A 14,020-nucleotide genomic window follows, 5' to 3' on the forward strand; every position below is an offset into this window, starting at 1 on the left:
CGATATCCTATTGGCATTTTCTTTTATTTCTTATCAACATCATAAAGGTGAATCCCATATGAACTATAAAAAAGCAGGCAAATGGCTAACCGTATTCCTGAGCTTTTTAGGAATATTGCTGTTTATCGACTTATTTCCAAAAGAAGGACATGACCAAAAAACAAAATCAACACAGAAGCCGGACTACCGGGCGGCATATCATTTTACGACGCCGGATAAATGGAAAAATGACCCTCAAAAACCGATCTATTTTGATGGCAAGTATCATTATTTCTATCTATATAACCGGGATTACCCAAAAGGCAACGGCACAGAATGGCGCCATGCCGTCTCAGAGGATTTGGTGCACTGGACCGATGAAGGCGTGGCGATTCCGAAATATACAAACCCGGACGGTGATATTTGGACCGGTTCCATCGTGGTGGATAAAGAGAACACAGCCGGCTTCGGGAAAAATGCGCTTGTCGCGATTGTGACACAGCCCTCAGCCAAAGACAAAAAACAGGAACAATATTTGTGGTACAGCACAGACAAAGGAAAATCATTCAAATTCTACAGTGGCAACCCCGTTATGCCTAATCCGGGCACAGACGATTTTAGAGATCCGAAAGTGATATGGGATGACCAGGATAACAAATGGGTCATGGTCATGGCTGAAGGATCAAAAATCGGCTTTTATGAATCCGATAATCTTAAGGACTGGCATTACACAAGCGGATTCTTCCCAGAGCAGGCGGGAATGGTCGAATGTCCTGACCTCTACATGATGCGGGCAAGCGACGGAACGAATAAATGGGTTCTCGGTGCGAGCGCGAACGGTAAACCGTGGGGCAAACCAAATACGTACGCCTACTGGACCGGAAGCTTCGACGGAAAAGAATTCACAGCGGATCAGACTGAAGCCCAATGGCTTGACTATGGTTTTGACTGGTACGGCGGTGTGACGTTCGAAGACAGCAAAAGCACAGATCCATCAGAAAAGCGGTATGCGCTTGCCTGGATGAACAATTGGGATTATGCCAACAACACCCCGACAATGAAGAACGGCTTTAACGGCACAGATTCTGTCATACGCGAACTCCGGCTGCAAGAGCAGGACGGAACATACAGCCTCGTCTCACAGCCGATTGAAGCTTTGGAGCAGCTGACTGTTTCAACTGACAAAATAGAGGATCAGGATGTGAACGGATCAAAAACATTGCCGATAACAGGTGATACGTACCAGCTTGATACGGATCTTTCTTGGTCAGAGCTAAAGAATGCAGGCGTCAGGCTCAGAGAATCTGAAGACCAAAAACGCCATATTGATGTCGGCATTTTCGCTGAAGGCGGCTATGCATATGTCAATAGAGCAGCCACAAATCAGCCTGACAAAAGCAATACCTATGTCGAAAGCAAAGCTCCTTATGATGGAAGCAAACGTAAGGTGCATTTGAAAATACTTGTTGATAAAACAACGATAGAAGTATTTGTTGGTGACGGGAAAACCGTTTTTTCAAATGAAGTCTTCCCAAAGCCTGAAGATAAAGGCATTACTCTTTTTTCTGATGGCGGCACAGCCTCCTTCAAAAATATAACAGTGAAACACTTTGATTCAATTCATGAATAAAAACAGGTGCAGCGCAGGCTGCACCTGTTTTTTTATTAAGGGCGGTATTCTCTGTTACATATTGGGCATTGTAAGGAATATAAGGCTGGTTTCGAAGGAGGAAGCGAATGTCTAAACAAGGAAATTTTCAGAAATCAATGTCTCTGTTTGATCTGATTTTAATTGGGATGGGAGCCATCTTTGGATCAGCGTGGCTGTTCGCTGTCAGTAATGTCGCTTCAAAAGCTGGGCCCTCCGGCGCTTTTTCCTGGATCCTCGGAGGAGCCATTATTTTGTTAATCGGGCTCGTATATGCAGAGCTCGGAGCCGCTCTGCCCCGTACCGGAGGCATCATTCGATACCCCGTTTATTCACATGGCCACCTTGTCGGCTATTTAATTTCGTTTGTCACGATTGTCGCTTACACAAGCTTGATTTCCATTGAAGTGACCGCTGTGCGCCAGTATGTGGCTTATTGGTTTCCCGGCCTGACCATTAAAGGATCTGATTCACCGACCATTTCCGGCTGGATCTTGCAGTTTGCCTTATTATGCTTGTTTTTCCTGCTGAACTATTGGAGCGTCAAAACCTTCGCTAAGGCGAATTTCATCATATCGATTTTTAAATATATTGTGCCGATTACCATCATTATCGTGCTGATCTTTCATTTTCAGCCGGAGAACTTATCCGTTGAAGGATTTGCACCGTTTGGATTTACAGGTATTCAGGCCGCCATCTCGACAGGCGGCGTGATGTTTGCGTATCTCGGCCTGCATCCAATTGTATCTGTAGCAGGTGAAGTGCAAAATCCAAAGCGTAATATCCCGATCGCTTTAATCATTTGCATCATCGTTTCAACCATCATTTACACTGTTTTGCAGGTCACCTTTATTGGTGCAATTCCGACAGAAACGCTGAAGCATGGCTGGCCGGCAATAGGCCGGGAGTTCTCATTGCCGTTTAAGGATATTGCGGTCATGCTCGGGTTAGGCTGGCTTGCAACGCTTGTCATTTTAGACGCCATTCTGTCTCCCGGGGGAAACGGAAATATTTTTATGAATACGACATCTCGGCTCGTTTACGCCTGGGCGCGCAATGGGACATTATTTGGCATTTTCTCAAAGGTCAATAAAGAAACGGGGACACCCCGCGCTTCACTTTGGCTTTCGTTTGCCCTGTCCATTTTCTGGACACTTCCCTTTCCTTCGTGGAACGCGCTCGTCAATGTCTGTTCAGTCGCACTCATTCTTTCATATGCGATTGCACCCATTTCTTCTGCTGCGCTGAGGGTTAATGCGAAGGATTTAAACAGGCCGTTTTATTTAAAAGGAATGAGTATTATCGGTCCGCTTTCCTTTATATTTACAGCGTTTATCGTGTACTGGTCAGGATGGAGAACAGTCTCCTGGCTGCTCGGTTCACAGCTCGTGATGTTTTTGATCTATCTCTGCTTCAGCAAATATACACCTAAAGAAGATGTCAGCCTCGCTCAGCAGCTGAAATCAGCCTGGTGGCTTATCGGGTTTTATATTATGATGCTGATCTTTTCCTACATCGGTTCTTTCGGACATGGCTTAGGGATCATCAGCAATCCCATCGACCTCATTTTAGTCGCAATCGGCTCACTTGCGATTTATTACTGGGCCAAGTATACCGGGCTCCCAAAAGCCGCCATTGATTATGATAAATAAAGAAGCAAGAGGTTTTCTTGCTTCTTTATTCTTTACAAACATACATATACGCGATAAAATGAATGAGAGTCAGTCATTTCTAGGAGGTGTTCCTCTTGCCAAAACAAACATCGGGCAAATATGAAAAAATTCTGCAGGCAGCCATAGAAGTCATTTCTGAAAAAGGCCTGGATAAGGCTTCTATTTCTGATATTGTCAAAAAGGCCGGCACTGCACAAGGAACATTCTATTTGTATTTCTCATCTAAAAATGCCCTCATACCGGCTATTGCAGAAAATCTTCTCACCCATACACTTGATCAAATCAAAGGCAGGCTGCATGGGGACGAGGATTTTTGGACCGTTTTAGATATATTAATTGATGAGACATTTCTCATTACAGAACGCCATAAGGATATTATTGTCCTCTGTTATTCCGGGCTTGCGATCGACCACTCCATGGAAAAATGGGAAACGATCTATCAGCCTTATTATTCCTGGCTTGAAAAAATCATCAATAAGGCCATTGCAAACCATGAGATAACGGAAGGAATCAATTCAAAATGGACGGCCAGAACGATTATCAACTTGGTCGAGAACACTGCGGAACGATTCTATATCGGATTTGAACAAGATGAAAATGTTGAAGTGTATAAAAAAGAAATCTTTACTTTCTTAAAACGAAGTTTAGGTACTGCTTAAAAAATGACTGGGTAACACCGCTCATTTTTTAACGCCCTGAAAATGACTGACGTTCATTCATAAATTAGAGAGGTGTTTCATTTGAATTGGGTTCTTGTTTTGATTGCAGGACTTTTAGAAGTTGTTTGGGCCTCTTCCCTCAAACATGCCGATTCGCTTTTGGATTGGGTCATCATTTTTATCTTGATCGCGATCAGCTTTCTCCTGTTGATCCGCTCTTATCGAAAAATCCCCATGGCCGCCGCGTACACTGTGTTTGTCGGAATCGGAACCGTCGGAACATATATGACCGGAATTGTTCTGGGCGAATCCTTCTCAGCAGCCCAGATGTTCTTTTTAGCTTTGTTGCTGGCTGGCATTTTAGGAATGAAATTATTTACGAAAGAAAGCAAATCTCAGCCGGGAGGTGAACAATAATGGCATGGTTTTTATTAGTGATTGCCGGCATAGAAGAAATTATAGCTGCCGTTGCCATGAAATATATTGATGGGACAAGAAAAAAATGGCCGATCATTGTGATGACGCTTGGATTCTGCTTATCCTTTTACTGCCTGTCCCAAGCGATGATCGTCCTGCCTGCCGGAGTCGCTTATGCCGTCTGGACCGGCATTGGCAGCATTGGCGTTTCGGCGGTCGGGCTCATTTGGTTTAAGGAGCGGTTTCAGCTCTCACAGGTGATTTCTCTTTGCCTTATCCTAGCCGGCGTCATCGGCTTGCGTCTTACGTCTTCTTCATAAAATAAAGGCATATACAGCTGTATATGCCTTTGCCATTAAGCGTCGTGATGTTTTTGAAGATGAAGCGGCGGCGGGATGAGCCAGCCTTTGTTTTTTAGCAGCCTTAAGTATTTTGCGCCGGTTGCCGCTTTTGATATATGAAATTGCCCAAACATCATGGCAATATCCTCACGAATCGATTGCCCCATCATTTTGCTGCATGTCACAAGACCTGCAGCATTTTCCGCTGCCGCGGAGGCCGCCACATCCGGATCGAGAAACCGTGCACCAGGCGGAATATCGTTAAGATCTGCTGTCGGCGGTTCAGGAGAAGCCGGCGGCAGCGCCACCCCGTTTTCTTTCAGGATCGTGCTGACCTGTTTGATTTCATCTTGGCATTTCTCAATAGACTCACGAAGCAGCTTCTTCAGGTCGTCATCACCGACATGATTCAATAGCATCTGGTAATTGCCGACCATTTTATTGCCCGCCATCACATAACTCCACAAGCCGAATATCTCACCATAATGCATCGGTTCATCCTGCGGGTTTCCGCTTAAAATACCCATGTTCATCCTCCTCGCAAATTCAATATCGCACATCTCATAAACTGCCCGAGAGGAGGAAAATATATGTTGCAGCAAGAAAGATTTATGAAACAAAAAAGACAAGAGCGGCAAAATGCCAAACCCTTGTCTTTCCTGTTGTTCTATTGGACGCGCTCGGAGGGATTCGAACCCCCGACAGACGTGGTACCGGAAACCACCGCTCTATCCAACTGAGCTACGAGCGCATATGGACTGCGTTATGAGAACGTCAGCACAACTAATTATACGATAATTCCATTCAAATAACAACCCTCTATTTCGAGACACCACTTTTAAAATAGACACAGCATCTTAATTGGCAATTTGACATAAGATGGTTTGAACCCCTGTATTTTTGGGGAAAATGGGAAAAAGAGACGACTTTGCATATCAGGCCAGCTTTTTGTTTGACCTTTATTGACCAAAAATGTATCATGTAACTACATACTTACCTAAAAGGTGAAGGAGGAGCATTATGAATTTAATACCTACAGTCATTGAACAAACGAACCGCGGGGAAAGAGCGTATGACATTTATTCTCGTCTATTAAAGGATCGTATCATCATGCTTGGATCTGCGATTGATGACAACGTTGCGAACTCCATCGTGTCACAGCTTTTATTCTTAGCAGCAGAAGACCCTGAAAAAGAAATTTCTCTTTACATCAACAGCCCGGGCGGCTCTATTACAGCCGGTATGGCGATCTATGATACCATGCAGTTTATTAAACCGAAAGTATCTACAATTTGTATCGGTATGGCTGCGTCAATGGGCGCGTTCCTGCTTGCAGCCGGTGAAAAAGGCAAACGCTATGCGCTTCCAAACAGTGAAGTCATGATTCACCAGCCTCTTGGCGGTGCGCAAGGTCAAGCGACAGAAATTGAAATTGCCGCGAAACGCATTCTCTTGCTTCGCGACAAATTAAACAAAGTCCTTGCTGAACGTACTGGCCAGCCGCTTGAAGTAATCGAGCGCGACACAGACCGTGATAACTTCAAGTCTGCTGAAGAAGCGCTTGAATACGGCCTGATTGACAAAATTTTGACTCACACAGAAGACAAATAGTCACAACAAAACCTGCAGGAGCTGCGTCTCTTGCAGGTTTTTTATTTAAACACTTTTGATTCTATACTGCTCCCATTCCCCGTGTAACAGCTCAAGTGTCAGATCACTCGTCTGCCTCACAACCAGGTCAGCACCAATCATCGACTGTTCTTGACCGACTCCAACCGCAAACATCCCTGCGGATTTGATTGCGGAAATGCCTGCTTCTGCGTCTTCTATTGCCGCGCAATCAGCCGGGGAAACATCGAGCAGCGCTGCAGCTGTTAAAAAGATTTCAGGATCGGGCTTCCCCTTCGCAAGAGCTGCCGGGTCAACAATGGCATCAAAATCATCAATAATTGCCAAATGTCTTAAAATCTCGGGGGCATTGCGGCTAGAGGATGCTAACCCGATTTTTATATTTTCGTTTTTTAATTGACATAGAAGCCTGCCGATCCCCGGCAAAAGATCTTCCGGCGTCAATTTGCTGATCAGCGTTTGATAATATTGATTCTTTTGATGCATGAGTTCTTGTTTCTCAGCATTTGTATACTTTTTTTCCGCTCCGCCAAAAATAAGTATCCTTTCAAGTGACGCTTCTCGGCTGATTCCTTTTAGCCTTTCATTCATGTCTCTGTCAAAGGGGATATCGATTTGTTCTGCGATGTGCTTCCAAGCAAGAAAATGATATTCAGCTGTATCTGTTATCACTCCGTCTAAATCAAAAATGACAGCTCTCATATGCTAATGCCCATCACAGCTTCATAAGGTTTGAGGCTAATACTTTTCAAGTCAGCCGGCTCCTGCGGATAGTTCGAAATCAACACTTTCCAACGCTCATGAATCAGTTCCGGAGGCGCTTCGAACAGCGCCTTTTCTTCCGACAAATTCACAACGACGAGAAGCTTTTCCCCTTGATATTCTCGGAGGTAAGAAAAAACTTGCGGATCATTTTCCTGCAGCAGCTGATAATCGCCATATATGATGATCTTATATTGCTTTCGTAATTGAATGAGCTTCTGATAGTAATAGAAAATGGAATCTTGATCTTCCAAGGACTCTTTCACATTGATAGCTTGATAGCGGGAATTTACCGGTATCCACGGGGCTCCGGCTGTGAATCCCGCATGTTTTCCAGCATCCCACTGCATCGGTGTTCTCGCATGATCCCGTCCTTTTGTCATCACGGCTTTGAGAAACTCTTTTTCTGACATCGTTTTGTTTTCAACGACTAGCTCACGAATTGCATTTTTTATTTCAAGATCATCATACATCTCCAGCGGCATATCGCTGTTAACCATACCGATTTCTTCTCCCTGGTAAATAAACGGCGTTCCTTTCATGCCGTGCAGAACGGTTGCAAATGCCTTCGCACATTCCTTACGCAGCTTCCCGTCATTGCCCCAGCGGGAAATAACCCTCGGTTGGTCATGGTTTTCAAAATACAGGGTATTCCAGCCGACATTCATTAACCCGGTCTGCCACCTTGTCATCGTCTTTTTTAAGGCAACCAAATCGAACGGTTTGATCTGCCATTTCCCATTTGGCGAGTTTTGTTCTGTATCAATATCCATATGTTCAAATGTAAAGATCATATTCAGCTCTTGCCTGCTTGCGTCTGTATATTTTTTCGCCTCTTCAATATCAGAGCCGTTTGCCTCTCCGACCGTCATGCAGTCGTAATGAGAAAGCACTTCCCTGTTCATTTCTTGAATAAACTCATGAAGACGGGGGCCGTTAGAATGATAACGGCCGACGATATAGCTGCGGGTGTGATCCGTTTCGTAGTCCGGAAAATCGGTGTATTTGGAAATGGAGCCGATCACATCCATTCGCCAGCCGTCAACGCCTTTATCCATCCAGAATCTCATTACATCATAAACTTCCCGGCGAACGGCGTCATTTTCCCAATTTAAATCAGGCTGTTTTTTCGAAAAGTAGTGCAAATAATACTGTCCTGTCCTTTCATCGTATGTCCACGCCGAGCCTGAAAAGATCGATCCCCAATTATTCGGCTCTGAGCCGTCCGGTTTAGGATCTTTCCAAAAATAATAATCCCGGTAAGGATTGTCCTTCGATTTACGGCTTTCAGCAAACCAGGCATGTTCATCCGACGTGTGGTTCACAACCAAATCCATGACGATTTTCATTCCGCGTTTATGCACTTCATCTATCAGCTGAAACATATCTTCATTTGTCCCAAACTTTTCGTACATGTTTTTGTAGTCACTGATATCGTAGCCGTTGTCATCCTGCGGGGAATCAAACACCGGGGAGAGCCAGATGACATCCGCCCCGAGATTTTTGATGTAATCCAGCTTTTGAATCACACCTTGCAAATCCCCGAATCCATCTCCATTGGCATCATAAAAACTGCGCGGGTAAATTTGATAAACGACAGCTTCTTTCCACCATTCACTCATTAGGGATTCTCCTTTCACATCGTCCCTTTAGGACAACCGGTTCCGCATAAACTTTCATATGCAGCGGCTCGCCTTTTACAAGCTCAAACACGGCGCTCCTTTCGTCAACCGTCACATTGAGTAATCGGTTTCGATAATTGATGTTGAATGAATAGCCGTCCCATTCCTTCGGCAAAAACGGATGAAATGACAGCGTCTCATTCGCGGTGCGCATGCCCGCAAAACCGTGAACAATTGCCAGCCAGCTTCCCGTCATTGAAGTAATATGCAAGCCTTCTTCCGTATCATGATTGTAATTATCAAGATCAAGCCTTGCTGTGCGCTTATATAATTCGAGCGCTTTTTGTTCCAGCCTGAGTTCGGCTGCGAGAATCGCATGGACAGATGGCGATAGGCTTGATTCATGAACAGTCATCGGTTCATAAAATTCAAAGTGTCGCCGTTTTTCTTCCATTGTAAAACGGTCATTAAAAAAATACATGCCTTGGAGAACATCTGCCTGCTTAATAAAATTGGAGCGGAGAATTTTGTCCCATGACCAATTCTGATAAAGAGGCCGATCAGCTGGATCTAATTCATCAACTGTTTGCAGGTCTTTGTCCAAGAATGTGTCATGCTGAACGAAAATCTGCAGTTCTTCACTATACGGATAGTACATGTGCTGGATGATTTCTCTCCAGACGCTCAATTCTTCTTCCTGTATATCAAGAAGGCGGCGTTTCTCCGCTGAGATACTTTCGAGACTTTCTAATGTATACTCCAACGTCCAAGCCGCAATGACATTTGTATACCAATTGTTGTTAACGTTGTTTTCATATTCATTCGGCCCTGTGACGCCATGGATCATATACTTGTTTTTTCGTTTCGAGAAGTGAACGCGGTCGGCCCAGAATCTGCTGACTGCCACAAGAACGTCTATCCCATATTTCTCCATATAGCCGCGGTCGCCTGTATAATTGATATAATTGTAGATTGCATAGCAGATCGCGCCATTGCGGTGAATTTCTTCAAAGGTGATCTCCCATTCGTTGTGGCATTCATCCCCTGTAAACGTCACCATCGGATAAAGGGCCCCCTTCATCCCCAATTTTTCGGCGTTTCGTTTAGCAGGCTCCAACTGATGATAGCGGTACAAAAGCAGGTTTTTCGTCACCTCTGGCTCGGCTGTCGCCAAATACATCGGAACAGCGTAAGCCTCTGTGTCCCAATAGGCGGCACCTCCATATTTCTCGCCAGTAAATCCTTTCGGCCCGATATTCAAACGGGCATCGCCCCCGTAGTATGTCGAGAATAACTGAAAGATATTGTAGCGGATTCCTTGCTGAAGCTCCTCATCCCCTTTAATCTCAATGTCCGCTTTTGACCATCTTTCCTTCCATTGATCAGTGTGCCTCCGTTTTGCTTCTTCGTAACCGTTCTCAACAGCATTCGCCAAAAGCTCCTTAGCTTTCGTTAACAATTCTTCTTCCCGAAAATCACGGGAAGTCGTGACGATAATAAACTTTTTCAAAGATGCCTTCGTTTGGTAGCTGTAGCGATTCTCAACATACATCCCGGCTGTTTGAGAGCTTTCACTGACAAAGCCATCTGTCACGTTTGCCATTGCGGCTAAAACAGTAAAACGCGGTGTTCTAAATGGATTTTCGATCGTTTTTGCCGCTAAATAGCCGCTGTGGGAATCAGCCCCTTTCACTTCTTCCTGCCAAAACTGTTCTTGGTAGTTAGAATCTTCATTTGCCACATTTCCATCCAGGTATGGAACAAGCGTAATGACAGCATCTCCCGTCAGGCACTCCGCTTCATAATGAATCGCGCAAAGTTCTTTTACAGCAAGGCTAAGAAATCGCTCCGAGCTGATTCTGACGGTTTTATCCTGAATGCGGACAACAGCGCTTCGCCGCAGAATCCCCTCTTTCATATTGAGTTCCACCTCAAATGATTCGATTTGATTTTGATAGAGATCAATTTTTTCACCGTCAACATATAAGCCTATGCCCATAAAGTTCATCGCATTGATTACTTTACCGAAATATTCCGGATACCCGTTTTTCCACCAGCCTACTCGCGTTTTGTCAGGGAACCACACGCCTGCAATATATGTGCCTTGGTGACTGTCGCCTGAATATCCTTCTTCAAAATTCCCTCTGACCCCCATATAGCCGTTGGCAAGAGACGTCAGGCTTTCCAGCAGCCGCATGTGCTCCTTTTGAAATGTATTTGTTTTGATTTTCCATTCATCAATCTCAAATAACCGCTGATTTATCATCATTTCCTCCCGAATGTAAGTTTCCATTATCACGGCGGGTTTTTGTCAAATATCTAAATGCCAAAGTGATCATCAAAGTGACGCCGCACGAATGGATCATCAATACAGTAATTAAGTCAAAATGAACCAGGCCGATAGCAGCTGCCGCAAATGCCGGCAGTGCTGAAGCGCAAATCGCTATAGATGCCGCTTCCTTGAATGACGCAATAGAGACCATGTTTGATCTTTTTGTGATCCAAAGGCCTCCGGCAAGAACAACCGTTACAAACAGCTGGATCATAACAATCACCGCATATGCCAGGAGCATAATCATCGGCTTATACTGCGCCAACCACAATGTATCGATCAAAACCTCTACATCATGGGCGTTTGGATTCTCGAGCTTAACGTCCATTTTTGCATAGCCAACAGAAAACCCTGCTCCGTTTTGATCGGTCATTACCAGTCGATCAGGCTGAAATACGATGGCGTTGTCAAATCCCTTCACTTTCAATCGCCCATTTTCACCGCTTGTCTCATATTCATGCTTCATATCGACCGCCATCACATTCTGCCCATCTTCAATCCTCTCAGAGCTCTTCACGCCTGTTAGTTTTCCGTTTCTGATTTGAACACCTTGTAATTGATCAGCAAATGTATCATTCACCTTTTGAATCGCTGACGGCACGAAAGATGCAACGCTGAAACGATCCATTTTCAGAAACGAAACTGTCAACGGTGCCATCAAGGAGGCCGTTACAAACATAAAGAGAAAAGAGAGCTGCAGCCAGCTGAAGGTATTCCCCCAGCGGCAAACACCTGATGGAGATGCAACCGCCTTCAGGCAGCGGATGATAAAGCTTTTATTCTCCAGATTCTTCATTGAATTACCCCTTTGTTCCGCCGGCTGTCAAACCGGACACAAAGTTCTTTTGGAGAAAAAAGAATAGAACGCATATCGGCAGTGCGGCAAGGATGGCACCAGCCGCAAATAGAGCGACTTTTTGCTGCTGCGGATTTGAAATAAAGGACTGCAGCCCTACAGCAATGGTCAGCCTTTCCGGTGAGCGAAGCAAAAACTTTGCCAGCAAATAATCGCCAAACGGTGCCATAAACGCCCAAAGCGCTTGCACCGCGAGCATTGGCTTAACAAGCGGCAGAACGATTGAAGCGAAAATCCTCAGATGGCCCGCTCCGTCAATTCGCGCGGCTTCATCAATTTCTCTCGGCACAGTATCAAAATAACCTTTCATCAGCCACGTGTTCATCGGTATTCCGCCGCCGATATAGATGGCTGTCAAAAACCAGTATTGATCGAGTGCGCCTATCAGCATCGCCAAGACATAAAAAGCAGTCAGCGCTGCCATCGTTGGCACCATTTGAACGATTAAAAAGAATATCAGGCTCTTTTTTCTGCCTGCAAACCGATAGCGGCTGTACGAATACCCGGCAAGCGTCACGATTGTAACCTGCAAAACCATAACCGATAGCGCGATGACAAGTGTATTGCTGTACCAATTGAGATAAAGCGTTTCGTCAAATAGCCGCTTAAAATGATCCAATGTCCAAGCCCCCGAAAAATCGAGCTGAAAAGCCGCCGAATTCCCCACACGGAAGGCTGATGATGCCGTAATCAGCAACGGATATATAATGACAATACTTAAAAGCGTTAAAAACAAATACGTACAGATTCTACTAAGGAATCTGGCAGTTCTCGCGTTCACCTACATAACCTCCTCATTGCCAAAAGCATTCGATTTTTTGAAAGCAATCAGTGAAATTCCAATGACAATGAAAGAAATTAACAGTGTCACAGCCGCCGCAACAGAATATTGGGGTGATGTGCCTGTTGTCAGTTTATAAATCCACGAAATTAAGATATCGGTCGACCCGGCCCCGGCTCCCGCACTGCCTGGCCCTCCCTCATTAAATAAGTAGATGATCGAGAAATTATTGAAATTAAACGTATACTGAGTAATCATCACGGGTGCTGTCGCAAATAAAATCATCGGAAATGTAATATGCCGAAAACGCTGAATAAAAGTGGCCCCGTCAATCTTTGCCGCTTCATATAATTCACCTGGAATCGCCTGAAGCACTCCCGTTACCATGACATAAATATATGGAAAGCCGAGCCACGTCTGAATCATAATGAGGGCTGTCTTTGTCCAGAAAGGATCGGTCTTCCACGCGATCGCAGGCAGCTCAACAAACGGCAGATGATTGAATAGTGGAATCACCTGTGCATTCACCGCTCCTATGCTGTCGTTAAACATGTTGGAAAAACTCATGATTGTAATAAACGCCGGAACAGCCCATGGAAATAAGAAAATCATTCGAAATATCCGCTTGCCTTTGATAAAATCCTGATTGACGAAAAGGGCGGTCACAATACCTAAAATGATTTGCAGCGTTGTTGCGCAAATGGTCCAGATGACCGTCCAGCCGAGTACATTTACAAATGTTTCACGATAGGAGCCGAGGAAAAAAATATTCAAGAAATTCTTGAAACCGACCCAGTCAATCAGATGATTAGGCGGTATATGATAAAAATCATAGTTTGTACATGCAACAAACAGAGTCACCAAAACCGGAAAGATAATCACAAATACCATCATGATATATGCCGGCAGTGTAAAGAGATATGGAAACCCTTTATCACCCGCATAACTGAGCATATCCTTGGCCGATGTATTGATCTCCAAACCCGCCGCTTTCATTGCGGCGGTCTTACGCGAATCATGAATATTAAAGATATAGAACATGAGGAAAATCACCGTCACGATCAATTGCAGCGTGCCTTCAATCAGCATAAACAGCGAGTGGTCTTCACCGGCAACACTTCCCAATGTCATCAATCCGGTTAGCGCCTGAATACCGAAAACGCATAATTCAAAAGCAAACAAGCCTGTGATGGCAAGAAATAAGAGCCCCTTTGACAACTGCTGATTCGCAATCTGCCCAAGTCCTGGAATGATCGATAAAAGCCCTGCCTTTCGTTTTTGCTTTGCAAGTGTATGATGTTTATTCATTTTTCCGCCCTCT

Annotated in this window: 13 protein-coding genes and 1 tRNA gene; 6 read left to right on the forward strand and 8 right to left on the reverse strand. The window is 44.7% G+C overall.

The genetic code is table 11. From position 1 onward, the window contains the following. The first annotated feature begins 58 nt into the window (after positions 1-58). The 5 genes from levB (at position 59) to CDO84_RS16740 (ending at position 4,696) form a co-directional block, all read left to right on the forward strand. Positions 59-1,609 (forward strand): 2,6-beta-fructan 6-levanbiohydrolase, encoded by a 1,551-nt coding sequence (gene levB, locus CDO84_RS16720; protein ID WP_014665464.1) that lies wholly within the window; start codon positions 59-61, stop codon positions 1,607-1,609. A 107-nt stretch (positions 1,610-1,716) separates the two neighbouring features. After that, on the forward strand, positions 1,717-3,279 hold the full coding sequence (aspP, locus tag CDO84_RS16725) for an aspartate/proton symporter AspP (RefSeq protein ID WP_040081739.1): 1,563 nt from the start codon (positions 1,717-1,719) through the stop codon (positions 3,277-3,279). Between the two features lie 95 nt (positions 3,280-3,374). Next, a complete protein-coding gene (locus tag CDO84_RS16730) occupies positions 3,375-3,959 on the forward strand; it encodes a TetR/AcrR family transcriptional regulator (protein WP_014665467.1) in 585 nt (194 codons plus the stop codon). 81 nt (positions 3,960-4,040) lie between these two features. Next, complete coding sequence (locus CDO84_RS16735; protein ID WP_014665468.1) at positions 4,041-4,376, forward strand: QacE family quaternary ammonium compound efflux SMR transporter; 336 nt, start codon at positions 4,041-4,043, stop codon at positions 4,374-4,376. Continuing rightward, on the forward strand, positions 4,376-4,696 hold the full coding sequence (locus CDO84_RS16740; RefSeq protein WP_040081738.1) for a DMT family transporter: 321 nt from the start codon (positions 4,376-4,378) through the stop codon (positions 4,694-4,696). The genes CDO84_RS16735 and CDO84_RS16740 overlap by 1 nt, the downstream gene beginning before the upstream one ends. A gap of 35 nt (positions 4,697-4,731) precedes the next feature. Here the strand turns inward: CDO84_RS16740 and CDO84_RS16745 are convergent, their stop codons facing one another. Together CDO84_RS16745 and CDO84_RS16750 are read right to left on the reverse strand one after the other, a co-directional pair. Next, positions 4,732-5,244 carry a DUF3231 family protein gene (locus CDO84_RS16745; RefSeq protein ID WP_014665470.1) on the reverse strand — a complete coding sequence of 171 codons (513 nt, stop codon included), beginning with the start codon at positions 5,242-5,244 and terminating at the stop codon, positions 4,732-4,734. A gap of 148 nt (positions 5,245-5,392) precedes the next feature. Then, a tRNA-Arg gene (locus CDO84_RS16750) sits at positions 5,393-5,468 on the reverse strand. A gap of 269 nt (positions 5,469-5,737) precedes the next feature. Between CDO84_RS16750 and clpP the strand changes: the two genes are divergently transcribed. After that, on the forward strand, positions 5,738-6,328 hold the full coding sequence (gene clpP / locus CDO84_RS16755; RefSeq protein ID WP_014665471.1) for an ATP-dependent Clp endopeptidase proteolytic subunit ClpP: 591 nt from the start codon (positions 5,738-5,740) through the stop codon (positions 6,326-6,328). A gap of 45 nt (positions 6,329-6,373) precedes the next feature. On the opposite strand, the gene pgmB is transcribed toward clpP, so the two are convergent. From pgmB to mdxF, 6 genes are read right to left on the reverse strand one after another with little or no spacing between them, the layout of a single operon-like run. After that, positions 6,374-7,048 carry a beta-phosphoglucomutase gene (gene pgmB, locus CDO84_RS16760; RefSeq protein WP_014665472.1) on the reverse strand — a complete coding sequence of 225 codons (675 nt, stop codon included), beginning with the start codon at positions 7,046-7,048 and terminating at the stop codon, positions 6,374-6,376. Continuing rightward, positions 7,045-8,730 (reverse strand): oligo-1,6-glucosidase, encoded by a 1,686-nt coding sequence (gene malL, locus CDO84_RS16765; RefSeq protein ID WP_014665473.1) that lies wholly within the window; start codon positions 8,728-8,730, stop codon positions 7,045-7,047. The genes pgmB and malL overlap by 4 nt, the downstream gene beginning before the upstream one ends. After that, positions 8,723-10,996, reverse strand: a complete 2,274-nt coding sequence (locus CDO84_RS16770) for a glycoside hydrolase family 65 protein (protein ID WP_040081737.1) — start codon at positions 10,994-10,996, stop codon at positions 8,723-8,725. The genes malL and CDO84_RS16770 overlap by 8 nt, the downstream gene beginning before the upstream one ends. Continuing rightward, positions 10,974-11,858, reverse strand: coding sequence for a DUF1189 domain-containing protein (locus tag CDO84_RS16775; protein ID WP_014665474.1), 885 nt, complete (start codon positions 11,856-11,858; stop codon positions 10,974-10,976). Before CDO84_RS16775 ends, CDO84_RS16770 begins: the two co-directional genes overlap by 23 nt. Positions 11,859-11,862: 4 nt before the next feature. Beyond that, positions 11,863-12,699: a maltodextrin ABC transporter permease MdxG gene (gene mdxG, locus CDO84_RS16780; RefSeq protein ID WP_014665475.1), complete on the reverse strand. Its 837-nt coding sequence runs from the start codon at positions 12,697-12,699 to the stop codon at positions 11,863-11,865. Continuing rightward, entirely contained in the window at positions 12,700-14,007 is a 1,308-nt protein-coding gene (gene mdxF, locus CDO84_RS16785) for a maltodextrin ABC transporter permease MdxF (RefSeq protein ID WP_040081736.1), read from the reverse strand. Positions 14,008-14,020: the final 13 nt, after the last annotated feature.

It is taken from the genome of Bacillus sp. MD-5 (assembly GCF_002201875.1).
GTDB lineage: Bacteria > Bacillota > Bacilli > Bacillales > Bacillaceae > Bacillus > Bacillus stercoris.

Bases quoted from the DNA above. Each gene is read 5' to 3' on its own strand.
- levB (WP_014665464.1), top strand. From the start codon at position 59: ATGAACTATAAAAAAGCAGGCAAATGGCTAACCGTATTCCTGAGCTTT.
- aspP (WP_040081739.1), top strand. From the start codon at position 1,717: ATGTCTAAACAAGGAAATTTTCAGAAATCAATGTCTCTGTTTGATCTG.
- CDO84_RS16740 (WP_040081738.1), top strand. From the start codon at position 4,376: ATGGCATGGTTTTTATTAGTGATTGCCGGCATAGAAGAAATTATAGCT.
- CDO84_RS16745 (WP_014665470.1), bottom strand. From the start codon at position 5,244: ATGGGTATTTTAAGCGGAAACCCGCAGGATGAACCGATGCATTATGGT.
- clpP (WP_014665471.1), top strand. From the start codon at position 5,738: ATGAATTTAATACCTACAGTCATTGAACAAACGAACCGCGGGGAAAGA.
- pgmB (WP_014665472.1), bottom strand. From the start codon at position 7,048: ATGAGAGCTGTCATTTTTGATTTAGACGGAGTGATAACAGATACAGCT.
- malL (WP_014665473.1), bottom strand. From the start codon at position 8,730: ATGAGTGAATGGTGGAAAGAAGCTGTCGTTTATCAAATTTACCCGCGC.
- CDO84_RS16770 (WP_040081737.1), bottom strand. From the start codon at position 10,996: ATGATAAATCAGCGGTTATTTGAGATTGATGAATGGAAAATCAAAACA.
- CDO84_RS16775 (WP_014665474.1), bottom strand. From the start codon at position 11,858: ATGAAGAATCTGGAGAATAAAAGCTTTATCATCCGCTGCCTGAAGGCG.
- mdxF (WP_040081736.1), bottom strand. From the start codon at position 14,007: ATGAATAAACATCATACACTTGCAAAGCAAAAACGAAAGGCAGGGCTT.